The following is a 23,498-nucleotide window of genomic DNA, read 5'->3' on the forward strand; positions in this document are numbered from 1 at the left end:
CGCGTGACGCTCCCGTCCCCCGCCCTCGAGGCGACCACCCCGGCCGGTCCCCCCGCGGGACCGGCCGGGCGTGCCGGGCTGGCGGCGCACCCCCGGCTGGCGTTCGTCCTCGCGCGCCTCGCCCGGGCGCTGGTCTCGCTGGTCCTCGTGCTACTCGCCGCGTTCTTCCTCGTGCACCTCGTGCCGGGCGACCCCGTGCGGGCCGCGCTCGGCCCGACCGTCTCGCCCGAGACGGTCGAGGCGCTGCGCCAGCAGCTCGGGCTGGACCGCCCGCTCGGCGCGCAGCTGGGGCACTACGTCACCGGGCTGGTCACCGGCGACCTCGGCACCTCGGTCACCTCGCAGCGCCCGGTCGCGACGATCCTCCTCGAACGGCTGCCCGCGACGCTGACCCTCGCCGGGCTGTCGTTCCTGCTCGCCGCGGTCGGGGCGTTCCCGGTCGGTGTCGCCACGGCGGTCTCCGCCCGCGGCGGGCGGCGGCGCGGGCTCGACCTGGTCGTGTCCGGGGTGCTCGGCGTGCTGGTGGCGGTGCCGGGCTTCCTGCTCGCGGTGCTGCTGGTCTCGGTGTTCGGGGTCACCCTCGGCGCGCTGCCGCCCGCCGGCTGGGGCACGCCCGCGCACGCCGTGCTGCCGGTCGTCGCCCTGGCCGCCGGGCCGCTCGCGTACCTGGCGCGGATCGTGCACGTGGAGATGCTGCGCGTGCTGGACGAGCCGTACCTCACCACGGCCCGCAGCAAGCGGCTGCCCGCCGCGACGCTGTACCTGCGGCACGCGCTGCCGAACATCGTCGGCGCGGCGCTCACCGCGGGCGGCGTCGTCCTGGTCGGGCTGGTCGCGGGCACGGTGCTGGTCGAGACGGTGTTCGTCATCCCCGGCATCGGCTCGACCATCGTGTCCTCGATCAGCGCCAAGGACTACCCGCTGATCCAGGGCGTCGTCCTCGTCTACGCCGTGCTGGTGCTGGTCGCGAACCTGCTCGTGGACCTCGCCCTCGCCGTGCTCGACCCCCGATCCACCGTCGCGGAGGCCTGACGTGCCCGGAACCCGCCCCCGTCCCGCGCTGCTGCGCACCCTCGCGACGCCCCGCGGCGCGGCCGTCGCCGCCGGGCTCCTGCTGCTCGCGCTCGTCACCGCGTTCGGCCCGGCCCTGCTCGGCGACGCCGCGGACACCCGCGACCTCGCCGCCCGGCAGCAGGGCGCGAGCCTCGCGCACCCGTTCGGCACCGACGACCTGGGCCGCGACCTGCTCGCCCGCGTGCTGGTCGCCACCCGGCTGTCGGTGCTGCTGGCCCTCGGCGCCACCGCGATCTCCGTGGTCGGCGGCGCGGTCGTCGGCATCGTCGCGGCGGTGCTGCCCGCGGCGCTGCGCCGCGCCGTCAACGCGCTGGTCGACATCCTGCTGTCGTTCCCGTGGCTGCTGCTCGCCCTGTTCTTCTCGGTGATCTGGGGCACCACCGCCACCGGCGCGATGCTGGCCGTCGGGTTCGCGGGCGTGCCCGTGTTCGCCCGCCTGGTCAGCACCCTCGCGGCGTCGGTCGCCGGGACGGAGTACGTGCACGCCGCACGGATGCTCGGCAGCGCGCCGCTGCGCACCGCCCGCGTGCACCTGCTGCCCAACGTGCTGCCGCCGCTGCTGGTGAACGCCGCCGCGCACGCCTCGGTGTCGCTGCTGTCGTTCGCGGCGCTGTCGTTCCTCGGCCTCGGGGTCCAGGCGCCCGCCTACGACTGGGGCCGGCTGCTGAACGAGGGCGCCCGGCGCATCTACGTCGACCCGATGGCCGCCGTCGGCCCCGGGCTCGCGATCGTGCTCACCGGCGTGCTGCTGGCCCTGCTCGGCGAGGTGCTGAGCGAGGGTGGTCGCCGCCGCGGCCGGGCCGGCGGGCGACCGCCGCGCGCGGGCACCGGCGTAGCGCCGGCCGTGGCCGACGACGCCCCCGTGGTGGACGTGCGGGACCTGCGCGTCGCGTTCGCCGCCGAGGACGGCTCGCTGGTGGAGCGGGTGCACGGCGTGGACCTGCGGGTCGCGCCCCGCGAGGTCGTCGGCCTGGTCGGCGAGTCGGGGTCCGGCAAGTCCGTCACCGCGATGGCCGTCGCCGGGCTGCTCGGGCCGGACGCCCGGGTGCGCGCCGAGCGGCTGGTGTTCCGGGGCATCGACATGACCCGGCCGCCGTCGCCCGCCGAGCGCACCCGCCTCGGGCTGGAGCAGACGATGATCTTCCAGGACCCGCTGAGCTCGCTGAACCCGTCGCTCACCGTCGGGCGCCAGCTCACCGAGGTGACCGAGGTGCACGCCCGCACCCTGCGCGCCGCGGCCCGGGCCCGGGCGCTCGCCGCGCTGGAGCGGGTCCGCGTGCCCGAGGCCGCGCGCCGGCTGCGCCAGCTGCCGCACGAGCTGTCCGGCGGCATGCGGCAGCGCGTGATGATCGCGACCGGCCTCATGGTGACGCCGCGGCTGATCGTCGCCGACGAGCCGACCACTGCCCTCGACGTCACGGTGCAGCGGCAGGTGCTCGGCGCGCTGCGCGGGGCGCAGCGGGAGACGGGCGCGGCGATCCTCCTGATCTCGCACGACATCGCCCTGGTCAGCGGGTTCTGCGACCGGGTCGTGGTGATGCGCTCGGGGCGGGTCGTCGAGGAGCTCGACCCGCGGCGCTGGCAGGACGCGACGCACCCGTACACCCGCGGCCTCATCGCCTGCGTGCCCGACATGACCACCGACCGCACCCGGCCGCTGCCGGTCGTGGAGCCGGAGGCGCCCGACGACGCCGCGCCGGCCCTCGATCCGGGCGCGACCGACCGGTCCGGCCGGACGGGTCCGCCCGCCCGACCCGGCCGACCTGGCCGCCCGACCCGCAAGGGAGTCCCCGCATGAGCGAGCTCGAGCTGCGCGGCGTCACCGTGCGCTACGGCCACGGCGCCCGCGCCCAGACCGCCGTGGACGCCGTCGACCTGACCGTGCGCCCCGGCACGACGCACGGCCTGGTCGGCGAGTCCGGCTCCGGCAAGTCCACCCTGGCGCGCGCGGCCGTCGGCCTCGTCCGCCCGACCGCCGGGCAGGTCTTCCTCGGTCGGGTCGACGTCACCGGACCGTCCCGGTACGCCCGGCGGACCCGGCGGCGGGTCCAGATGGTGTTCCAGGACCCGATGAGTGCCCTGGACCCGCGGCTGCCCGTCGGGCTGTCGGTCGCGGAGGGCCTGCTCGCCACGGGGCGACGGACCTCGCGGGCCGACCGGGAGGCGCGCGTGACCGCGCTGCTCGACCGGGTCCAGATCGACCCGCGCCGCGCGGGCGACCTGCCCGGGGCGTTCTCCGGCGGCCAGCGCCAGCGGATCACCATCGCCCGCGCGCTCGCCGCCGAGCCCGAGGTGCTGGTCGCGGACGAGATCACCTCGGCTCTCGACGTCTCCGTGCAGGGGGTCGTGCTCAACCTGATCCGTGACCTGCAGGCGGACCTCGCGCTCACCGTGCTGTTCATCTCGCACAACCTCGCGGTGGTCCGGTACGTCAGCGACGACGTCAGCGTCATGCGCGCCGGGCGCGTCGTGGAGCACGGCCCGGCCGAGCGGGTGCTCGCCGACCCGGCCGACCCGTACACCCGCGAGCTGCTGCGCTCGATCCCCGTGATGGGGCAGCCCCTGGTCCTGGCGGACGCGTGAGGACCGTCCCGACCCCGCGCGGCGCCACCGCTCCCCCGGTGCTGCTGCGCCGCGCACGCCTGCTCGCGTCGACCGGCACCCGGGACGTGCTCCTCTCGGGCGGCCGGGTGGCCGCCGTCGTGCCCGGCGGCACCCACCCGGACGTCCCGGGGGTGCCCGCCGTCGACCTCGCGGGGCGCTGGCTCGCACCCGGGCTGCACGACGCACACGCGCACCTGACCCAGTGGGTCGAGCTCGGGCAGCGGCTCGACCTCACGCCCGCCACCACGGCCGCCGGGACGCTCGACCTCGTGCGGGCCGCGCTGCCGTCCTGGCCCGGCGAGGTCCTGGTCGGGCACGGCTTCCGCGACGCCCTGTGGCCGGACGCCCCGACGCGGGAGGCGATCGACGCGGCCGCGGGAGGGCGGCCCGTGGTGCTGGTCAGCCAGGACCTGCACTGCGGCTGGCTGAGCGCAGCGGCCGCCGCGCTGGTCGACGTCGACCGCGGCCCGGACGGGGTGCTGCGCGAGGGCCCGTGGATCCACGGCCTCGACGCGCTGCGCCGCCGCACCCGCCCGTCGGACGCCGCCTTCCGCGCCGCGGGGCTGGCCGCCGCCCGCCGGGGTGTCGTCGGCGTCGTGGACCTGGAGAACGCCGACAACGCGACCGAGTGGCCGCGCCGCGTCGCCGCCGGGGCGGACCTGCTGCGCGTCGAGGCGTCCGTCTGGCCCGACCGGCTGGACGAGGTGATCGACCGGGGCCTGCGGTCCGGGGACGCCCTCGACCCGGCGGGGCTGGTCACGATGGGCCCCCTGAAGGTCGTGGTCGACGGGTCGCTGAACACCCGGACCGCCTGGTGCTGGGACCCCTACCCCGGGCTCGCGCCCGACCACCCGCACCCCTGCGGGCTGGAGGCCGTCGCGCCGGACGCGCTCGCCGGGCTGCTCACCCGGGCGGCCGCGCACGGCATCCGCGCCACCGTGCACGCGATCGGCGACCGCGCCGCCTCGGACGTGCTCGACACCTTCGAGCGCCTCGGCCTGCCCGGGACGATCGAGCACGCCCAGCTGGTCCGCGAGGCCGACCTCGCCCGGTTCGCGCGGCTCGGCCTGGTGGCGAGCGTGCAGCCGCAGCACGCGCTGGACGACCGGGACGTCACCGACCGGCACTGGGCGGGCCGCACCGGGCGGGCCTTCGCGTACGGGTCGCTGCACCGGGCGGGGGTCCCGCTGCGGCTCGGCTCCGACGCACCGGTCTCCCCGCTGGACCCGTGGCACGCCGTCGCGGCGGCGGTGCACCGGTCCGACGACGACCGCCCCGCCTGGCACCCGGAGCAGCACCTGCCCGTCGCGGTCGCCCTCGCCGCGTCCGTGCGCGGGCCGCTCACCGTGGGCGCCGGGGACGTCGCCGACCTCGCGGTGCTGGACGCCGACCCGCTCGCCGCACCGGCCGCGGTGCTGCGCACGATGCCCGTCGCGGCCACCGCCGTCGGCGGCCGCTGGACCTGGAGCGCCCTGGACGACCTGCCCGGGCCCGACGCGACGCAGGGAGCACGCTGATGCCGCTGACCACGACGGACGACGTCCGCATCCACTTCGAGGTCGTCGGACCCGACGACGGCGAGCCGCTGGTGCTGGTCGGCGGGGGCGGCACCCAGCTGGTCGAGTGGCGCGAACCGTTCTGCGACCTGCTGGTCGAGCGGGGGTTCCGGGTCATCCGGTTCGACCACCGCGACACCGGCCTGTCCCAGCGGTTCGGCGCCCCCGAGGACGTGGACGGCGGCTACGCCGTGCAGGACATGGCGCTGGACGTGCTGCGGGTGCTCGACACGCTCGGGCTGGCGTCGGCGCACGTCGCCGGGCACTCCATGGGCGCGATCATGGGCCAGTACCTCGCCCTGGACCACCCCGCGCGGGTGCGCAGCCTCGCGGTGCTGTCCGGCATCCCCGGCCTGGACCCGGCCTACCTGCGCGGGCCGCAGTACGCGGCCACCGCGATGGTGCCGCAGCGGCCGCTGCCCCGGGACGTCGCGGTCGAGCAGTTCGTCGCCACCCAGCGGGCCATGCACGCGACGGCGTTCGCGTTCGACGAGGACGCCGAGCGCGCGCACGCCGCCCTGCAGATCGACCGGGGCTACGAGCCCAACGGGTTCTGGCGGCACATCAGCGCGCTGCTGCGCGCGGACGACCGGCTCCCGCGGCTCGGCTCGATCCGGGTCCCGGTGACCGTCGTGCACGGCGCGGAGGACCCGGGGCTGGCCCCGCTGGCCGCCGAGCTCACCGCGGCGGCCGTCCCGGGCGCGGAGCTGCACCTGGTCCCGGGGATGGGCCACCGCGTCGAGCAGGCGCTCTGGCCGCTGTACGTCGACCTGATCGCGACCAACGCCCGCCGCACCGCCTGAGCCGCCGGGCGGGCGCGGGTCGCGCGCTCAGGCGGGGGCACCGCGTTCAGGCGAGCGTCACGAGCTCCAGGTAGGACGGGTTCCACAGGTCCTCGTCGCCGTCGGGCAGCAGCACGACCCGCTCCGGGTTCAGGGCCTCGACCGCGCCCTCGTCGTGGCTGACCAGCACGACCGCGCCGGTGTAGCCGCGCAGCGCCGCGAGGATCTCCTCGCGGCTCGCGGGGTCCAGGTTGTTGGTCGGCTCGTCGAGCAGCAGCACGTTCGCCGACGACACCACCAGGGCCGCGAGCGCCAGGCGGGTCTTCTCGCCGCCGGACAGCACGCGCGCGGGCTTGTCGGCGTCGTCCCCGGAGAACAGGAACGAGCCCAGCACCGAGCGCACCTGGGTGTCGGTGAGGTCCGGCGCCGACGAGCGCAGGTTCTCCACCACGGTGCGGTCCATGTCGAGGGTCTCGTGCTCCTGGGCGTAGTACCCGAGCTTGAGGCCGTGCCCGGCGCGGACCTCGCCGGTGTCGGACTCCTGCAGGCCCGCGAGCATCCGCAGCAGCGTGGTCTTGCCGGCGCCGTTCAGGCCGAGCACGACGACCTTGGACCCGCGGTCGATCGCCAGGTCGACGCCCGCGAACACCTCCTGCGAGCCGTAGGACTTGGACAGGTCGGCCGCGGTGAGCGGGGTCTTGCCGCACGCCGCGGGCTCGGGGAAGCGCAGCTTCGCGACCTTGTCCGACGCGCGGACCTCCTCCAGCCCGGACAGCATCCGCTCCGCGCGCCGCGCCATGTTCTGCGCCGCGACAGCCTTGGTGGCCTTCGCACGCATCTTGTCGGCCTGCGCCATCAGGGTCGACGCCTTCTTCTCGGCGTTGGCCCGCTCCCGGCGGCGGCGCTTCTCGTCCGTCTCGCGCTGCTGCACGTACGCGTCCCAGCCGAGGTTGTACTGGTCGAGCTCGCCGCGGTTCGCGTCCAGGTGGAACACCTTGTTGACGGTCGCGCGCAGCAGCTCGACGTCGTGGCTGATGACGATGAACCCGCCCGGGTACACCTTGAGGTAGTCGCGCAGCCACGCGATCGAGTCGGCGTCGAGGTGGTTGGTCGGCTCGTCGAGCAGCAGCGTGCCGGACCCGGAGAACAGGATGCGGGCGAGCTCGACGCGGCGGCGCTGGCCACCGGAGAGCGTGCCGATCGGCTGGCCGAGCACCCGCTCGTCCAGCCCGAGGTTCGACGTGATGCGGTGCGCCTCGGACTCCGCCGCGTACCCGCCGCCCGCGGTGAACCGCGCCTCGAGCTTCGGGTACCGCTCCATCGCGGCCTCGCGGGTCGCGTCGTCCGCGGACGCCATCAGGCCCTCGGTCTCGCGCATCTGCGCGACGATCTTGTCGAGGCCGCGGGCGGACAGCACCCGGTGCATCGCCAGGTCGGACAGGTCGCCGGAGCGCGGGTCCTGCGGCAGGTAGCCGACCTCGTCGCCGCGGGTGATCGTGCCGCCCGTCGGCTGGGTCTCCCCCGCCAGCGTCTTGGTGAGCGTGGTCTTGCCGGCGCCGTTGCGCCCGACCAGGCCGATGCGGTCGCCGGGCGCGACGCGGAACGTCGCCTCCGACAGCAGCACGCGCGCACCCACGCGGAGCTCGACGCCCTGGGCTGTGATCACTGGTGGTTCCTCGTCCTTCTGGCCGTGCGCGGTCGGTTCGTCAGCGTCTGCCGCGCGCCCGCGTCGCCGCCCCGGCACAAACGCCGGACAGTCTACGAGTCCCAGCGCGCGGGTCCCGACCGGAATTCCCGTGCCCGACGTCGCGGCCCCGGCTGGGGGAATCCTCCAGGCGCGGCGGCGCGGGGTTGGGCGGGTCGGACGGGGACCGCGGGATCGGGGCGGGGCTAGCGTGACCGGGTACCCAGCCGCACCGACCGACGAGGCCCCATGTCCGACACGCCCCGCCCCGACGCCGAGGCCGCGCTGCCCGCGCCGGTGGCCCGCACCTCCGTCGCCACCGACGTCGCCCTGGTCGCGACGTTCGCCGCGTTCGTCGCCGTGTGCGCGGTGCTGCCCGCGATCCCGACCGGCGGGGCCGTGCCGATCACCCTGCAGACGTTCGGCGTGGTGCTCACCGGCCTGGTGCTCGGGCCGCGCCGCGGCGCCCTCGCGCTGCTGCTGTACGTCGCCGTGGGGCTGGCCGGGCTGCCGGTGTTCTCGGGCGCCGTCGGCGGGCTCGGGGTGCTGGCCGGGCCGTCGGCGGGCTACCTGCTGGCGTTCCCGCTCGCCGCCGCGGTCGCCGGGGGGCTCGGGCTGCTCGCCCGCCGGGTGCGCCCGGCCTGGCGGATCCCGGCGCTGTTCGGCGCGGCCGTCGCCTCGACCCTGCTCACCGTGCACCCGCTCGGCATCGCGGTGCTCGGCTGGCGGCTCGGCCTCGCGCCGTCCGAGGCCGTCGCGGCCGGTGCGGTGTTCCTGCCCGGCGACCTGATCAAGAACGCGCTGGCCGCCGTGGTCGCCGCCGCGGCGCTGCGCGCCTTCCCGGACCTGCTGCGCGGCCGGTGATCGCGCTCGACGCCGCCGTCGTCACCGCGTACGCCCCGGCGGCCGACGGCCCACGGCGCGGACGGGCGCGGCGCGCGGCCGAGGACGTCGTGCGGATCCTCGGCCCCGTCACCCTGGACCTGACCGAGCACCGGATCGCCGTCGTCGGGCCGAACGGCTCCGGCAAGTCCACCCTGGCGCGGCTGCTGAACGGGCTCACGCTGCCCTCCTCCGGCACCGTGCGGGTCGACGGCCTCGACACCGCGCGGGACGGCGCGGCCGTGCGACGCCGGGTGGGGTTCCTGTTCACCGACCCCGACGCGCAGGTGGTCATGCCGACGCCGGTCGAGGACGTCGCGCTCTCGCTGCGCCGCGCCGGGGTCCCCGCCGCCGGGCGGGACGCCGCCGCCCGCGCGTGGCTGGACCGCGTCGGGCTGGCCGACCGCGCCGACCTCCCCGTGCGCGCCCTGTCCGGGGGCCAGCGCCAGCTGCTCGCCCTGACCGCCGTGCTCGCCACCGAGCCGGACGTGCTGGTGTGCGACGAGCCGACGACGCTGCTCGACCTGCGCTGGCGCGCCGTCGTGGACGCGCTGCTCGCCGACCTGCCGCAGCAGGTCGTCCAGGTCACCCACGACCTCGACGCCGCCGCCCACGCGGACCGCGTGCTGGTCGTGGACGACGGCCAGGTCGTGCACGACGGCCCGCCCGCCGCCGCGCTGGCGGCGTACCGCGCGCGGATGCTGCCCCCCACCCCCGCAGCACCAGCGGGGCCCGCGTGACGCTCCTCGGCGCGCACCGCACCGCGCGCGGGCCGCTGGACCGGGCACCGGTGGGCGCGAAGCTCGCGGGCCTCGCCGTCCTCGGCATCGCGGTCGTGGCGACCCGCGGCGTCCCGACGTCGCTCGGGCTGCTCGCGCTGGTGCTGATCGCCGCGGCCGTGGCCCGACTGCCCGCGCGGGCCACGCTGCGCGGTCTGCTGCCCGTCCTGGTCACGGCGGTGCTCGCGGGCGCCTACCAGGCGTGGGCGCGCGGCTGGGGCCCCGCCGTCGAGGTGGTCGCCGACCTGCTCACGCTGGTGCTCGCCGCCGCCGTCGTCACCGCCACGACCTCCGCCGACCGGCTGCTCGACGTCCTCGCGCGCGCCGCCCGCCCGCTGCGGCACGTCGGCCTCTCCCCCGAGGTCCTGGCTCTGGCCGTCGCGCTCGTGCTGCGCACGGTGCCGGAGATCGCCCGCACCGTGCAGGAGGTCCGGGACGCCGCCCGGGCCCGGGGCGCCGAGCGCGACCCGCGCGTCTGGCTGACCCCGGCGGTGCTGCGCGTCGTCGGACGCGCCCGCGACCTGGGCGAGGCGCTGGCGGCCCGCGGCATCGTGGACTGACGACGCTACGACGTCGGCCCGGCCCCCGTCGGCCACAGGTCCAGCGCGTGCCGTCGCGCCGCCCGGCGGGCCTCGACCAGCGCCCCCGTGACGACGACCTCGGCTCCGAGCGGTGAGATGCCGAGGTGCGGCGCCGGGAGGTCCAGCCCGGGCGGCAGCGCAGCGCGCGCGGCCTCGACGACCTGCTGGATCCCCGCCGACACCGCCCCGGAGACGACGATCCGCTCGGGGTCGAACATGCTGGCCAGGACGCTGACGACCCGCGCCAGCGTCGCGCCGACGCGCTGCACGACGCGCAGGGCGTCGGGGTCGCCCTCGGCGGCGAGGCGCAGCACCCGGCGCCCGTCGAGGTCGTCCGCCGCGACCGCCGCGAGCCGCCCGTCCGGCGCGACCTCGCCGCGGGCCACGGCCTCGGCCGCCCACTGCGCGGCGCGAGCCCCCAGCCCGGCGGCCGCGCCGACGCCCTCCACGAGGTCGAACGCCACCATCTCCCCGACGCCGCCGTGCGCCCCGTGCAGCACCCGGCCGTCGACGACGACCCCGGCGCCGAGGCGGTCGCCCGCGAGCAGCGCCACGTAGTTGCGGCTGCCCACGGCGGCCCCCACCTCGCCCTCCGCGACCGCGGCGAGGGAGGCGTCGTTCTCGACCCGGACCAGCGGCGCCCAGGCGAACGCATCCCGCAGTCCGGGATTCATCCGGTCCCAGAAGCCGTCACGGTGCGGGGGCGAGTCGCCGTGGGTGTTCACCGGCGCGGGCACCCCGGCGCACAGGGCGAGGACGTCGGCCCGCGAGCGCCCGGCGGCCGCGAGCGCCGAGTCCACGGCGGCGAGCACGGCGGCCCGGCGCGCGGCGGGGTCGTCGTGCTCCGGGCCCAGCACGGCCCGGGCGGTACCGAGCGGGACGCACCGCAGGTCGGCGACGGTGGCGGTGACGTGCACCTGCCCGCTGTCGACGCCGGCGAGGAGGGCGCCGTCGGCGCGCAGCCCGAACCGGCGTGCGGGGCGGCCCTTGCGGTAGTCCCCGGCCTCGCGGGCGTTGGGCAGCTCGCGCAGCAGCCCCCGCGCCGCGAGGGCGTCCAGCGCCTCGATGACGGTGGACCGGGTCAGGCCGGTCGCGGCGATGACGTCGCTGGCGGTGAGGTCGGCGGCGCCCCAGGCGCAGGACAGCACGGCGTCCAGGCTGGCGGGCCGGGGCGCCGCCGCGCGCGTCTGCTGGGTCGTCACAGGTCTTGACCGTCCTTCCTCCGCGCTGACACACTGCCGGAGCAGACTTGATTTGCCAAGTAGATCTAGTGGGCGACGACGACGTCGCCCGAACCGGTGTCCGCGACGGAGGGGACGATGGTGCAAGGGATCTCTCGACCAGGACGGGTGCGCCGCGCGGTCGCGTCGGTGCTCGCGGTCCTGACCAGCGGGGTGCTGCTCGGGGCGTGCGCGCAGGACGGCCGCGAGGAGGTGCGGTTCACGTTCAGCAAGCGCGAGGCGATCGGCTTCATGTCCGACCTCGTCGCCGAGTACAACGCGTCCCAGAGCGAGGCGCGGGTCGTGCTCGACACCTCGGGCGTGGACGTCGTGTCCGCGAGCTTCGTGCGCGGCAACCCGCCCGACATCGCGCTCGCGAACTACAACATGGAGTCCGCCCGGTTCGTGCAGCGCGGGGCGCTGTCCGACCTGTCGGACACCGAGGCGGCGAGCCGGATCCGCCCGGACCTGCAACCGCTGATGGACCAGTACGGGTCCTACCCGGGGCGCACCAGCGCGCTCCCCTACTCGGTCATGGCGGCGTCCGTGATCTACAACGAGCAGATCTTCGCCGAGCAGGGCATCGAGGTCCCCCGCACCTGGTCGGACCTCATCGCCGCGTGCGAGACCCTGCAGGCCGCGGGGATCACGCCGATCTACGCCACGTTCAAGGACGACTGGACGGTGGCCCAGGGCTGGTTCGACTACGCGGTGGGCGGTCAGCTCGACGTGATCGACTTCTTCGACCGTCTCGCCGAGCAGGGCACGGACGTCGGCCCGGACAGCGCGGTGTCGTTCGAGCAGGACTTCACCGGCCCGCTGGAGCAGGCCACCGAGCTCGCGCAGTACGTGAACCCGGACGCCGCCAGCCGCGCCTACGGCGACGGCAACCTCGCCTTCGCCCAGGGCGAGGCCGCGATGTACCTGCAGGGGCCGTGGGCGTTCAGCGAGATCGCCAAGACCTCCCCCGACCTGGCGCTCGGGACGTTCCCGCTGCCGATGACCGACGACCCCGACGACCTGCGGGTCCGGGTCAACGTCGACCTCGCGGCCTGGATCCCCGTGGAGGCCCGGCACCCCGAGGCGGCCCGCGACTTCCTGGAGTACCTCTACCAGCCGGAGGTCATCGAGGCCTACAACGCCTCCCAGCTCGGGTTCACGCCCACCACCGACGCCGCCCCGCCCGACGACCCCCGCGTCGCCGGGATGGCGTCCTACTACGAGGACGGCCTGGTCTACCAAGGCCCGTCCGTGCTGGTGCCGAAGACCATCCCGGTCAACAGCTACGCGCAGGCCGTGCTGCTCGGCGACGAGCCGGCCGGGATGCTGCGCACGCTCGACGCCGACTGGGCGCGCCTCGCGTTCCGGCAGCCGGCCCCGGTGTCCGAGACGAAGGAGCCGACGCCATGACCAGCACCGTCACCGAGGGGACCGCGACCCGCGCGGCCGCCGCCCCGCCCCCACGGCGCCGCCGCCGGCGCGTGGAGCCGATCTACTACCTGTTCCTGCTGCCGACCGTGGTGCTGTTCACCCTGGCGATCACGGTGCCGGGCATCGTCGGGATCTTCTTCAGCTTCACCGACTCCATCGGCATCGGGGACTGGTCGTTCGTCGGGCTGACCAACTACGTCGCGATGTTCAGCGACCCCGCGATCCTGCAGAGCTACCTGTTCACGTTCGGCTTCGCCGTCGCGACGGTCGTCGTCGTCAACGTGGTCGCGTTCCTGCTCGCCGTCGGGCTGACCTCGCGGATCCGGATGAAGGTCGTGCTCCGCACGGTCTTCGTGATCCCCATGGTGATCAGCGGCATCATCATCGCGTACGTCTTCAACTTCCTGTTCTCCAACGCCCTGCCCGCCGCGGGCGCCGCCACCGGCATCGGGTGGCTGGAGACCAGCCTGCTGGCCAACCCGGACCTCGCGTGGGTCGCCGTCGTCGTCGTCACCGCGTGGCAGTCCATCCCCGGGACGATGCTCATCTACATCGCGGGCCTGCTGTCCGTGCCGGGCGAGGTGTACGAGGCGGCCGACCTCGACGGGGCGTCCAAGACCCAGCGGCTGCTGCGGATCACCGTGCCGCTGGTCGCCGGGTACGTCGTCATCAACGTGATCCTCGGGTTCAAGGGCTACCTCAACGCCTACGACATCATCGTCGGCCTCACCAACGGCGGCCCCGGCACGGCCACGCGCAGCGTCGCGCTGACGATCATCGCGGGCTTCAACGGCGGTGACTACGCCTACCAGATGGCCAACGCGACGATCTTCTTCGTCGTCGCCGTGCTCATCTCCCTGCTGCAGCTCTCCCTGACGCGCACCCGGAAGGCCTCGTGATGGCCACGCAGACGACCTCCCCCACCCGCGGCACCGCGCGCGGCGCCACCCGGCGGGTCCGGACCGAGCGCACGAGCTGGTCGTGGACGGTGATCCTCGTGCTGTGCGCGGTGACCGTGCTGCTGCCGCTGTACGTGACCGTCTCCATGGCGTTCAAGACGCCGGAGCAGGCCGTGGACGGCCAGGCGTTCTCGCTGCCGTCGCCGTTCAGCGTGGACGGGTTCGTGCAGGCGTGGAACCTCACGACCTTCCCGGTCGGCGCGGGCATCTCGCTGCTGGTCACCGCGGGCACGGTCGTCGCGACGATCCTGCTGGCGGCGTTCGCGTCCTACGCGATCATGCGCAACTGGGGCCACCGGCTGTTCCGCTACTCGTTCTACTACCTGCTCGCGGCGATGTTCATCCCGTTCCCCGTCGTCGCCCTGCCGCAGATCCAGCTCACCGGCCGCGTCGGGCTGGACAACCCGTTCGGCGTCATCCTGCTGGCGACGATGTTCCAGCTGAGCTTCAGCGTGCTGCTGTTCACGGCGTTCCTGCGCTCCATCCCCGAGGAGCTCGAGGAGAGCGCGCGCCTCGACGGGGCGACGACGTGGCAGACGTTCTGGCGGCTGGTGTTCCCGCTGCTCGCACCGATGAGCGCGACCGTCGGCATCTTCGCGTTCCTGTACGCCTGGAACGACTTCATGATGCCGTCGCTGATCATCGCGGACCCCGCGATGCAGACCCTGCCGGTGCGGCAGAACCTGTTCCAGAGCCAGTTCAGCAACAACTACCACGTCGCCTTCGCCTCGTACCTCATGGCCATGGCGCCCGCGATCGTGGCCTACCTGTTCACCCAGCGCTGGGTGATGGAAGGCGTCACCCAGGGCGCCGTCAAGGGCTGACCGACCCCGAGGAGGAACCACCCGCATGACCGCACAGGACACCGCCACCCCGGAGACCGCCGCGACCGCCGCGAGCACGCCGCCCGGGGACGTCCCCGCCTGGTGGCGCCAGGCCGTCGTCTACCAGGTGTACCCGCGCAGCTTCGCCGACGCGGACGGCGACGGGCTCGGCGACCTGGTCGGGATCACCGACCGCGCCGACTACCTCGCCGACCTCGGCGTGGACGCCGTCTGGCTGAGCCCGTTCTACCCCTCGGCGCTCGCGGACGGCGGCTACGACGTCGCCGACTACCGCGACGTGGACCCGCGCCTCGGCACGCTGGACGACTTCGACGCGATGGTCGCGGCGCTGCACGCGCGCGGGATCAAGGTCGTGGTCGACATCGTGCCGAACCACACCTCGGACCAGCACGCGTGGTTCCAGGCCGCGCTGGCCGCCGGGCGGGGGTCGCCCGAGCGCGCCCGGTACCTGTTCCGCGAGGGCTCGGGTCCGGACGGAGCGGAGCCGCCCACCGACTGGGAGTCCTCGTTCGGCGGCCCGGCCTGGCGGCGCGTCGAGGACGGCCAGTGGTACCTGCACTCGTTCGCGCCCGAGCAGCCGGACCTCGCCTGGGACCACCCCGAGGTCCGCGCCGACTTCGTCCGCACGCTCCGGTTCTGGTCGGACCGCGGGGTCGACGGGTTCCGGATCGACGTGGCGCACATGCTCACCAAGGACCTCACCGAGCCGCTGCCGTCCGCCGCCGAGATCGCCGCGCTCCCCCGCGACGGGAACCACCCGCTGTACGACCGGGACGACGTGCACGAGGTCTACGCCGAGTGGCGCGAGGTCTTCGACTCCTACGACCCGCCCCGCGCCGCGGTCGCCGAGGCGTGGGTGGACGCCGAGCGCGTGCCGCTGTACGCCCGGCCGGAGAGCCTGGGGCAGTCGTTCAACTTCGACCTGCTGCTCGCCGAGCCCGCCGCCGCGGACTTCCGGCGGATCATCACGGACAACCTGGCGCTGGCCGCCCGCTCCGGGTCGTCCAGCACCTGGGTGCTGTCCAACCACGACGTCGTCCGGCACCCCACCCGCTACGGCGTCGCGTCCCGCGGGGACGGCCTCGCCCCGCGCGAGCGCGCGGCCCGCTGGCTGGTCGAGGGCGGGCCCGAGGCCGACCTCGACCGGGAGCGGGGCCTGCGGGTGGCCCGGGCGGCGACGCTGCTCGTGCTCGGGCTGCCCGGCTCCACGTACCTGTACCAGGGCGAGGAGCTCGGCCTGCACGAGGTGGCCGACATCCCCGCCGACCAGCGCCAGGACCCGACGTTCTCCCGCACCGACGGCGCCCAGGTCGGCCGGGACGGCTGCCGCGTGCCGATCCCCTGGACCCCCGACGGCACCGCGTTCGGCTTCGGGACCGGCGGGGCGCACCTGCCGCAGCCCGCGTGGTTCGCCGAGCACGCCGCGTCGACGCAGGAGGACGACCCGGACACGACGCTCGGGCTGTACCGGCGGGCGCTGGCCGCCCGGCGCACGCTCCAGGGCGCCGAGCGTCTGGACTGGGTCGACACCAGGGCCCCCGACGTCCTGCACTACGTCCGCCCCGGCGGGTGGCACGTCGTGACGAACTTCGGCGCCGAGCCGTACCCACTCGACGTCCCGGACGGCGCCCGGCTGGTGCTGGCGAGCGTCCCGGAGGCCGAGACGCAGGGCGGCACGGTAGTCCCGCCGCTGGCGACGGCCTGGTTCGCCACCGGCGCCTGAGCGGAGCGGCCAGGCCGAGCGGCCGGGCCGAGCGGCCGGGCGGCGCACGCCCGCCCGGCCGCTAGGGTCACCCGGTGGCCGGTCGCCGGGACCGGCCCGACGACGGGAGCAGCGCGTGCGCACGACCGGGGACCGCCACCGACGGAGGCGGACGGGCGCCGTGGCGGCCGGGGTCCTGCTGCTCGCGCTCACCGCCTGCGGCCCCGTGAACCGCGGGACGAGCATCGCCGAGGACCTGGAGGACGCCCTGCGGGGCGCACCGGGCGTCACGTCGGTCGACGCGGGCGGCCAGAACCCGCTCCCCTGGTCCGGCACCGCGACCGGCACGGTGCTGCTCGACCCCGACGCGGACCCGGCGGACGTCGCCGCCGCCGTCGCCCTCGCCGAGCAGCAGGTCCGGGACGCGGACGGGGACCTGGCGGTCACGGTGGTGCAGGACGTCGCGGGCACCGCCACCGAGGTCGCGCTCGCCCCGGACTCCTGGGTCTGGGCCGACCTCCGCGCCGTCCGCGACGCGGCCGCCGCCGCGACCGGCGAGGGCACCCTCGCGATCCGGCCGACCTCCGCGACGACCGAGGTCGAGGCCTCGGTCGCCGACCCGGCCGCCCTCGCACCGGTCTTCGGCGCGCTGCTCGACCTGCCGGTGTGGCGGGCCGGCACCGCCCTCGCCGTGACGGCGCCCGACGGCGCCGCGCTCACCGCCCGGCCCGTCGACGCGGACGCCACCGCGGCGTTCCGTGCGCTGACCGCCGCGGGGGTCCCGGTGCGCAGCGGCAGCCTGAACGGCACCGCCGGGTGGCTGCGCGTCCCGCCCGAGCACGAGGCGGTGGCCCGTGCCGCGCTGGACGCCCTGCCGGGCGACCTCGCGGTGACCGTCACGGGCGCCGCACCCACCAGCACCACCGGTCCCACCAGCACGCCCGCGCCGGACCCGACGGGCGCGCCGCGGCCCACCCGGACCCCGCGCACCTGAGCACCCGCGGGACGCACGACGGCCGGTCACCCCCGCGGGGGGTGACCGGCCGTCGGAGGTCTCCGGGACGATCAGATGTTGAACCCGATGGCCCGCATCTGCGCCCGGCCGTCCTCGGTGATGCGCTCGGGGCCCCACGGCGGCATCCACACCCAGTTGATCCGCACGGACTCGACGAGACCGTCCAGGGACTGCCCGGCCTGGTCCTCGATGACGTCGGTCAGCGGGCACGCCGCCGACGTCAGGGTCATGTCGATGGTCGCGTTGCGCTCGCCGTCGATGGCGATGCCGTACACCAGGCCCAGGTCCACGACGTTGACGCCGAGCTCCGGGTCGATGACGTCGCGCAGGGCCTCCTCGATGTCCGCGACGTTCGCGGGCGTCGCGGCGGCCGGGGCCTGGGGCTCCGTGGTCTCGCTCATCGTCCCTCCTCGGGGGTCGTCGCCGCGGCCTGCGCCACGGCGTCCTTCATCGCCGCCCAGCCGAGCAGCGCGCACTTGATGCGGGCGGGGTACCGGGCGACGCCGACGAACGCGACGGCGTCCTCCAGGGCCTCGTCCAGGTGGTCGTCGTCGAACTTCTCGGGCAGCACGCCGCGGGAGTCCATGAGCTCGCGGAAGTCGGCGGACAGCGCCAGCGCGCGCTCGACGGGGACGCCCGCGACGGCCTGCGACATCACGGACGCGGAGGCCTGCGAGATCGAGCAGCCCTGGCCGGTCCAGGTGAGCTCGCCGACGACGGGCGCCCCGGACGCGTCGGGCTCGAGGCGCACGCGCAGCGTGACCTCGTCCCCGCAGGTGGGGTTCACGTGGTGCACCTCGACGTCGTACGCCTCCTGCGCACCGCGGTGGGCGGGGTGCTTGGCGTGGTCGAGGATCAGCTGCTGGTACAGCTGCTCCATGGGGGTGCTCATGCGGTTCCGTCCTCGTGCGTGCTGCGGGTCCTGCGGGTCGTGCGGGGGCTGCGGGCGTTCAGTCTCCCACCCCGAAGAACGCGCGGACCCCCGCCAGTGCTTCCCGGAACACCGCGATCTCCTCGTCGGTGGTGTAGACGGCCGCCGAGGCCCGGGCGGTCGCGGCGACGCCGAACCGGCGGTGCAGCGGCTGCGCGCAGTGGTGGCCGACCCGCACGGCGACGCCCGCGTCGTCCAGCACCTGGCCCACGTCGTGGGCGTGCACGCCGTCCACGACGAACGAGACGGTGGCGAGGCGGTCGACGTTCTCGGTCGGGCCGATGACGCGGACACCGGGCACGGACGCCACGGCGTCGAGCAGCAGCCCGGAGAGGTGGCGCTCGTGCGCGGCGACCGCGTCCATGCCGAGCTCGGCGAGGTAGGTCGCGGCGGCACCCATGCCGACGGCCTGCGAGACCATCTGCGTGCCCGCCTCGAACCGGCGCGGCGGCGGCGCGTACGTCGTGGACTCCATGGTGACGACCTCGACCATCGACCCGCCGGTCGTGACGGGCGGCATGGCCTCCAGCAGCTCGCGGCGGCCGTACAGCGCGCCGACGCCGGTGGGGCCGAGCATCTTGTGCCCGGAGAACGCCGCGAAGTCCACGCCGAGCGCGGGCAGGTCGACCGGCAGGTGCGGCACGCTCTGGCACGCGTCGAGCACGGTGAGCGCCCCCACCTCGCGGGCCCGGGCGACGAACGGCGCGACGTCCGTGATCGCACCGGTGACGTTGGACGCGTGCGTGAACGCCAGCACCTTCGTGCGGTCGGTGACGACCGTCGCGAGCTCGTCGGCACGGATCCGGCCGTCGTCGTCCACGCCGAGCCAGCGCAGCGTGGCGCCGGTGCGGGCGGCGAGCTCCTGCCACGGCACGAGGTTGGCGTGGTGCTCGGCCTCGGTGACGACGATCTCGTCGCCGGGCGCGAGCGCGAACCGGCGCGCGGCGTCGCCGCCCCGGCCGAGGGTGGCGTTGGACATCGCGTACGCGACGAGGTTGAGGCCCGCCGTGGCGTTGGACGTCCAGACGAGCTCGTCGTCCGCGACGCCGACGAACGAGGCGACCTGGTGCCGCGCGGTCTCGAAGGCCTCGGTGGCCTCCTCCGCGAGCTGGTGGGCGCCGCGGTGCACGGCGGCGTTGCGCTGCGCGTAGAAGTCCTGCTCGGCGTCGAGCACGACCTCGGGCTTCTGCGAGGTCGCCCCGGAGTCGAGGTAGACCAGCGGGCGCCCGTCCCGGACGGTGCGGGTCAGCAGCGGGAAGTCCGCGCGGACGGCGGCGAGCTCGGCGGGGCCGAGGGTGCGGGGGGCGACGTCGTGCTCGTCGGCGGGTCCGGTGCGGTCCAGCGTGTCGGTCATGTCGTCGTCCTCGTGCTCGTCGGCGGGGTGCTGCGGGTCGCTGCGGGTCGCTGCGGGTGCTGCTGTCGTCCCGGTCGCCCACCGGGACGGGTGCCCCGGGGCGGGTCCGGTCGGACCCGCCCCGGGCGAGCGGTGCGTCAGGCGGACGGCGCCGTGCTGAGGAACCGGTCGTAGCCCTCGTTCTCGAGGCGCTCGGCCAGCTCCGGACCGCCCTCCTCGGCGACGCGGCCGTCCACGAAGACGTGGACGAAGTCCGGCTTGATGTAGCGCAGGATGCGCGTGTAGTGCGTGATGAGCAGGACGCCGACCTCGGTCGACTCCTTGACCCGGTTCACGCCCTCGGACACGATGCGCAGCGCGTCGACGTCGAGGCCCGAGTCGGTCTCGTCGAGGATCGCGAAGCGGGGCTTCAGGAGCTCCATCTGCAGGATCTCGTGGCGCTTCTTCTCACCGCCGGAGAAGCCCTCGTTGACGGAGCGCTCGGAGAACGTCGAGTCCATCCGGAGCTTGTCCATCGCCCCGGTCATCTCCTTGACCCAGGTGCGCAGCGGCGGCGCCTCGCCGTCGATGGCGGTCTTGGCGGTGCGCAGGAAGTTCGACACCGAGACGCCCGGGACCTCGACCGGGTACTGCATGGCGAGGAACAGGCCCGCGCGGGCGCGCTCGTCAACGGACATCTCGAGGACGTCCTCGCCGTCGAGCGTCACGGTGCCCGAGGTGATCTCGTACTTCGGGTGGCCCGCGAGCGAGTACGCGAGCGTGGACTTGCCGGAGCCGTTCGGGCCCATGATGGCGTGGGTCTCGCCGCTGTTGATGGTCAGGTCGACGCCGCGCAGGATGGGCTTGGGGCCCTCCTTCGTCTCGACGCTGACGTGCAGGTCGCGGATCTCCAGGGTGGACATGCGGTTCTCCTCGGTCAGGCTCAGGCAGATCAGCCGACGGTGTCGACGTCGACGAGCACGCGCTCGCCGTCGACCGTCAGCGGGTACACGGGGACGGGGCGGACGGCCGGGGGGCCCAGCGGCTCGCCGGTGCGCAGGTCGAACCGCGACCCGTGCAGCCAGCACTCCACGGTGCAGCCCTCGACCTCCCCGTCGGACAGCGAGACGGCGCCGTGCGAGCAGATGTCGCTGATCGCGTGCAGCGCGCCGTCCTCGTCGCGGACGACCGCGACCTCGACGACGCCCGACTCCCCCTCCAGCTCGACGCGCAGGGCGCCGGCCTCGGGGACGTCGGACGTCAGGCAGGCCAGCTGGGCCGTCATGCGGGCTCGTCCGCGCTGGTCACCGACGCGGGCTCGACCAGGATGGCGCGCTCGGCGTCGGTCTGGTCGGTGACGTCGGAGGCGAGGTCGCCGCCGCTGACCGGCGTGGCGCCCGCGAACTCCGACATCGACTGCGCGAGCTCGCGCTCGATGGCCTCGATGAGCCGCGTCTCGACGTCCGGGACGCCGATCTGGTTGATCAGCTCGGCGAAGAAGCCGCGCACGACCAGGCGCCGGGCGTCCGTCTCCGGGATGCCGCGGGCACGCAGGTAGAACAGCTGCTCGTCGTCGAACCGGCCGGTGGCGCTGGCGTGGCCCGCGCCCTCGATGAGGCCCGTCTCGATCTCGAGGTTCGGCACCGAGTCCGCGCGCGCGCCGTCCGTGAGGACCAGGTTGCGGTTGAGCTCGTAGGTGTCGGTGCCCTCGGCCTCCTTGCGGATCAGCACGTCGCCGACCCACACGGTGTGCGCGCCCTCGCCCTGCAGAGCGCCCTTGTAGGTGACGCGGCTCTTGCAGTTCGGGACCGCGTGGTCCACGAACAGGCGCTGCTCCTGGTGCTGGCCCGCGTCGGCGTAGTACACGCCGAGCATCTCGACCGAGCCGCCCTCGCCGACGAACTCGGCGTCCGGCGTCAGGCGCACGACGTCGCCGCCGAGCGTCACGGCGATGTGCTTGACCGTGGCGTCCCGCCCCAGGCGGATGCGGTGCGCCGCTGTGTGCACGGAGCCCTCGGCCCAGTCCTGCACCGACACGACGGTGAGGTGGGCGCCGTCCTCGGCGACGATCTCGACGGTCTCGGTCAGCAGCGCCGAGCCGACGTGGTCGATGACGACGGTCGCCTCGGACAGCGGCTTGGCGTGCACCAGCAGGTGCGAGCCGGTGGGCTCGAGCTGGCCCTCGACGCCCTCGACGCGCACCGAGGTGACGGTCGAGGCGACGGCCTCCTGCGGGACGGTGACGACGGTGGCGCGCGGGAACGACGCCCACGCGACGGCCGCGGCGCGGTCGCCGGGCTGGCCGGCCCGGCCGAGGCGCGCGTCGTCGCGGTCGACGATCTCGACCTCGACCTCGGGCGCGTTCACCACGGTGGTCAGCACGCCGTGGCCGGTGAGCACGCCGGACTCCGGCGCGAACAGCGGGGCGATGCGGTCGACGGGCGAGAACCGCCACTCCTCCTCGCGGCCGTGCGGCACCGGGAAGTCGGCGACGTCGAAGGACGTCGCGCGCGCGGCCCGGGACGACTCCGGGACGCCGCCCGTGCCGTGGGTGTGGGCGCCGTCCGCGGTCGCGCGGGAGTGGTCGGTGGTCAGCGGTGCGGTGGTCGACATCAGCCGACGGCCCCTTCCATCTGCAGCTCGATCAGGCGGTTCAGCTCGAGGGCGTACTCCATGGGCAGCTCGCGCGCGATGGGCTCCACGAACCCGCGCACGATCATCGCCATGGCCTCCGTCTCGGTCATGCCGCGGGACATCAGGTAGAACAGCTGGTCCTCGGACACCCGGGACACCGTGGCCTCGTGACCCATGGACACGTCGTCCTCGCGGACGTCCACGTACGGGTAGGTGTCGGACCGGGAGATCTGGTCGACCAGCAGCGCGTCGCACAGGACGTTCGACGCGGAGTGGCTCGCGCCCTCCAGCACCTGCACCAGGCCGCGGTACGACGTCCGGCCGCCACCGCGGGCGACGGACTTCGACACGATCGACGAGGAGGTGTGCGGGGCGGCGTGCACCATCTTGCAGCCGGCGTCCTGGTGCTGGCCCTCGCCCGCGAAGGCGATGGACAGCGTCTCGCCGCGGGCGTGCTCGCCCAGCAGGTAGATCGCCGGGTACTTCATGGTGACCTTGGAGCCGATGTTGCCGTCGACCCACTCCATCGTCGCGCCCTCGGCGGCGGTCGCCCGCTTGGTCACGAGGTTGTAGACGTTGTTCGACCAGTTCTGGATGGTCGTGTAGCGCACGCGGGCGTTCTTCTTCACGACGATCTCGACCACCGCGGAGTGCAGCGAGTCGGACTGGTAGATCGGGGCGGTGCAGCCCTCGACGTAGTGCACGTACGAGCCCTCGTCCGCGATGATCAGCGTCCGCTCGAACTGGCCCATGTTCTCGGTGTTGATCCGGAAGTAGGCCTGCAGCGGGATCTCGACGTGCACGCCCGGCGGCACGTAGACGAACGAGCCGCCCGACCACACCGCGGTGTTGAGCGACGCGAACTTGTTGTCGCCCGGGGGGATCACGGAGCCGAAGTACTGCTCGAACAGCTCCGGGTACTCCCGCAGGCCGGTGTCGGTGTCGACGAAGATGACGCCCTGCGCCTCCAGGTCCTCGCGGATCTGGTGGTAGACGACCTCGGACTCGTACTGCGCGGCGACGCCCGCGACGAGGCGCTGCTTCTCCGCCTCCGGGATGCCGAGCCGGTCGTACGTGTTCTTGATGTCCTCGGGCAGCTCCTCCCAGGAGGTCGCCTGCTTCTCCGTGGACCGCACGAAGTACTTGATGTTGTCGAAGTCGATGCCCGACAGGTCCGCGCCCCACCAGGGCATGGGCTTCTTGTCGAACAGGCGCAGCGCCTTCAGGCGCGTCTTGAGCATCCACTCGGGCTCGTTCTTGAGCGCCGAGATGTTGCGCACGACGTCCTCCGACAGGCCGCGCTGCGCCGTGGCGCCCGCGTCGTCGGTGTCGTGCCAGCCGTAGCCGTAGGTGCCGATCGAGGCGATGGCCTCGTCCTGGCTCATCGGCTCGGCGGCCGGGCGTGCCGGGTCCGTCGTCGTCATGGTGTCGTCCTTCCGCACACGGGGGTCGGGGGGCTCAGGGGTGGTCGGTGGGCGCGCCGGGG

General features: G+C 74.9%; 22 protein-coding genes. 13 read left to right on the forward strand and 9 right to left on the reverse strand.

Translation table 11 applies throughout. The annotated features are described in order from the left end of the window. Nucleotides 1-3: 3 nt before the first annotated feature. The 5 genes from EBM89_RS03405 to EBM89_RS03425 are packed head-to-tail and all read left to right on the forward strand — an operon-like array spanning nucleotide 4 to nucleotide 6,037. Entirely contained in the window at nucleotides 4-1,032 is a 1,029-nt protein-coding gene (locus EBM89_RS03405) for an ABC transporter permease (protein ID WP_199731959.1), read from the forward strand. 1 nt (nucleotide 1,033) lies between these two features. Beyond that, nucleotides 1,034-2,872: a dipeptide/oligopeptide/nickel ABC transporter permease/ATP-binding protein gene (locus EBM89_RS03410; RefSeq protein WP_122148057.1), complete on the forward strand. Its 1,839-nt coding sequence runs from the start codon at nucleotides 1,034-1,036 to the stop codon at nucleotides 2,870-2,872. Beyond that, nucleotides 2,869-3,657: an ABC transporter ATP-binding protein gene (locus EBM89_RS03415; RefSeq protein ID WP_122148058.1), complete on the forward strand. Its 789-nt coding sequence runs from the start codon at nucleotides 2,869-2,871 to the stop codon at nucleotides 3,655-3,657. The genes EBM89_RS03410 and EBM89_RS03415 overlap by 4 nt, the downstream gene beginning before the upstream one ends. Then, complete coding sequence (locus EBM89_RS03420; protein ID WP_233571515.1) at nucleotides 3,654-5,195, forward strand: amidohydrolase; 1,542 nt, start codon at nucleotides 3,654-3,656, stop codon at nucleotides 5,193-5,195. Before EBM89_RS03415 ends, EBM89_RS03420 begins: the two co-directional genes overlap by 4 nt. Beyond that, nucleotides 5,195-6,037: an alpha/beta fold hydrolase gene (locus EBM89_RS03425; RefSeq protein ID WP_122148060.1), complete on the forward strand. Its 843-nt coding sequence runs from the start codon at nucleotides 5,195-5,197 to the stop codon at nucleotides 6,035-6,037. The genes EBM89_RS03420 and EBM89_RS03425 overlap by 1 nt, the downstream gene beginning before the upstream one ends. Nucleotides 6,038-6,083: 46 nt before the next feature. Here the strand turns inward: EBM89_RS03425 and abc-f are convergent, their stop codons facing one another. Beyond that, entirely contained in the window at nucleotides 6,084-7,682 is a 1,599-nt protein-coding gene (gene abc-f / locus EBM89_RS03430) for a ribosomal protection-like ABC-F family protein (protein WP_122148061.1), read from the reverse strand. A gap of 267 nt (nucleotides 7,683-7,949) precedes the next feature. Between abc-f and EBM89_RS03435 the strand changes: the two genes are divergently transcribed. The 3 genes from EBM89_RS03435 to EBM89_RS03445 are packed head-to-tail and all read left to right on the forward strand — an operon-like array spanning nucleotide 7,950 to nucleotide 9,921. Further along, on the forward strand, nucleotides 7,950-8,564 hold the full coding sequence (locus tag EBM89_RS03435; protein ID WP_122148062.1) for a biotin transporter BioY: 615 nt from the start codon (nucleotides 7,950-7,952) through the stop codon (nucleotides 8,562-8,564). Continuing rightward, nucleotides 8,561-9,322, forward strand: coding sequence for an energy-coupling factor ABC transporter ATP-binding protein (locus EBM89_RS03440; protein ID WP_122148063.1), 762 nt, complete (start codon nucleotides 8,561-8,563; stop codon nucleotides 9,320-9,322). The genes EBM89_RS03435 and EBM89_RS03440 overlap by 4 nt, the downstream gene beginning before the upstream one ends. Next, nucleotides 9,319-9,921, forward strand: coding sequence for a CbiQ family ECF transporter T component (locus EBM89_RS03445; RefSeq protein WP_122148064.1), 603 nt, complete (start codon nucleotides 9,319-9,321; stop codon nucleotides 9,919-9,921). The genes EBM89_RS03440 and EBM89_RS03445 overlap by 4 nt, the downstream gene beginning before the upstream one ends. A 5-nt stretch (nucleotides 9,922-9,926) precedes the next feature. Here the strand turns inward: EBM89_RS03445 and EBM89_RS03450 are convergent, their stop codons facing one another. Then, entirely contained in the window at nucleotides 9,927-11,144 is a 1,218-nt protein-coding gene (locus EBM89_RS03450; protein WP_122148065.1) for an ROK family protein, read from the reverse strand. Nucleotides 11,145-11,291: 147 nt separating this feature from the next. Between EBM89_RS03450 and EBM89_RS03455 the strand changes: the two genes are divergently transcribed. The 5 genes from EBM89_RS03455 to EBM89_RS03475 all read left to right on the forward strand — a co-directional run bounded on the left by EBM89_RS03455 (nucleotide 11,292) and on the right by EBM89_RS03475 (nucleotide 17,093). Then, on the forward strand, nucleotides 11,292-12,572 hold the full coding sequence (locus EBM89_RS03455; protein ID WP_439647156.1) for an ABC transporter substrate-binding protein: 1,281 nt from the start codon (nucleotides 11,292-11,294) through the stop codon (nucleotides 12,570-12,572). Then, complete coding sequence (locus EBM89_RS03460; RefSeq protein WP_122148066.1) at nucleotides 12,569-13,492, forward strand: carbohydrate ABC transporter permease; 924 nt, start codon at nucleotides 12,569-12,571, stop codon at nucleotides 13,490-13,492. The genes EBM89_RS03455 and EBM89_RS03460 overlap by 4 nt, the downstream gene beginning before the upstream one ends. After that, complete coding sequence (locus EBM89_RS03465) at nucleotides 13,492-14,376, forward strand: carbohydrate ABC transporter permease (protein ID WP_122148089.1); 885 nt, start codon at nucleotides 13,492-13,494, stop codon at nucleotides 14,374-14,376. Before EBM89_RS03460 ends, EBM89_RS03465 begins: the two co-directional genes overlap by 1 nt. A 25-nt stretch (nucleotides 14,377-14,401) precedes the next feature. Further along, nucleotides 14,402-16,120, forward strand: a complete 1,719-nt coding sequence (locus EBM89_RS03470; RefSeq protein WP_122148067.1) for a glycoside hydrolase family 13 protein — start codon at nucleotides 14,402-14,404, stop codon at nucleotides 16,118-16,120. A 160-nt stretch (nucleotides 16,121-16,280) separates the two neighbouring features. After that, nucleotides 16,281-17,093, forward strand: a complete 813-nt coding sequence (locus EBM89_RS03475; protein ID WP_122148068.1) for a hypothetical protein — start codon at nucleotides 16,281-16,283, stop codon at nucleotides 17,091-17,093. A gap of 71 nt (nucleotides 17,094-17,164) precedes the next feature. Here the strand turns inward: EBM89_RS03475 and EBM89_RS03480 are convergent, their stop codons facing one another. The 7 genes from EBM89_RS03480 to sufB all read right to left on the reverse strand — a co-directional run bounded on the left by EBM89_RS03480 (nucleotide 17,165) and on the right by sufB (nucleotide 23,436). Next, the gene (locus EBM89_RS03480; RefSeq protein WP_122148069.1) at nucleotides 17,165-17,515 is read right to left on the reverse strand and encodes a metal-sulfur cluster assembly factor; all 351 of its coding nucleotides are present in this window, start codon (nucleotides 17,513-17,515) and stop codon (nucleotides 17,165-17,167) included. Further along, entirely contained in the window at nucleotides 17,512-18,006 is a 495-nt protein-coding gene (gene sufU / locus EBM89_RS03485) for a Fe-S cluster assembly sulfur transfer protein SufU (protein ID WP_199731960.1), read from the reverse strand. The genes EBM89_RS03480 and sufU overlap by 4 nt, the downstream gene beginning before the upstream one ends. 58 nt (nucleotides 18,007-18,064) lie before the next feature. Further along, a complete protein-coding gene (locus EBM89_RS03490; RefSeq protein ID WP_122148070.1) occupies nucleotides 18,065-19,399 on the reverse strand; it encodes a SufS family cysteine desulfurase in 1,335 nt (444 codons plus the stop codon). A 137-nt stretch (nucleotides 19,400-19,536) separates the two neighbouring features. Continuing rightward, on the reverse strand, nucleotides 19,537-20,301 hold the full coding sequence (sufC, locus tag EBM89_RS03495; protein ID WP_122148071.1) for a Fe-S cluster assembly ATPase SufC: 765 nt from the start codon (nucleotides 20,299-20,301) through the stop codon (nucleotides 19,537-19,539). 29 nt (nucleotides 20,302-20,330) lie between these two features. Further along, nucleotides 20,331-20,663 (reverse strand): non-heme iron oxygenase ferredoxin subunit, encoded by a 333-nt coding sequence (locus EBM89_RS03500; RefSeq protein ID WP_122148072.1) that lies wholly within the window; start codon nucleotides 20,661-20,663, stop codon nucleotides 20,331-20,333. After that, nucleotides 20,660-21,991 carry a Fe-S cluster assembly protein SufD gene (gene sufD / locus EBM89_RS03505; RefSeq protein ID WP_122148073.1) on the reverse strand — a complete coding sequence of 444 codons (1,332 nt, stop codon included), beginning with the start codon at nucleotides 21,989-21,991 and terminating at the stop codon, nucleotides 20,660-20,662. The genes EBM89_RS03500 and sufD overlap by 4 nt, the downstream gene beginning before the upstream one ends. After that, complete coding sequence (gene sufB / locus EBM89_RS03510; protein WP_122148074.1) at nucleotides 21,991-23,436, reverse strand: Fe-S cluster assembly protein SufB; 1,446 nt, start codon at nucleotides 23,434-23,436, stop codon at nucleotides 21,991-21,993. Before sufB ends, sufD begins: the two co-directional genes overlap by 1 nt. Nucleotides 23,437-23,498 lie beyond the last annotated feature (62 nt).

This window comes from Cellulomonas triticagri (genome assembly GCF_003696205.1).
In the GTDB taxonomy this organism is placed as follows: domain Bacteria; phylum Actinomycetota; class Actinomycetes; order Actinomycetales; family Cellulomonadaceae; genus Cellulomonas; species Cellulomonas triticagri.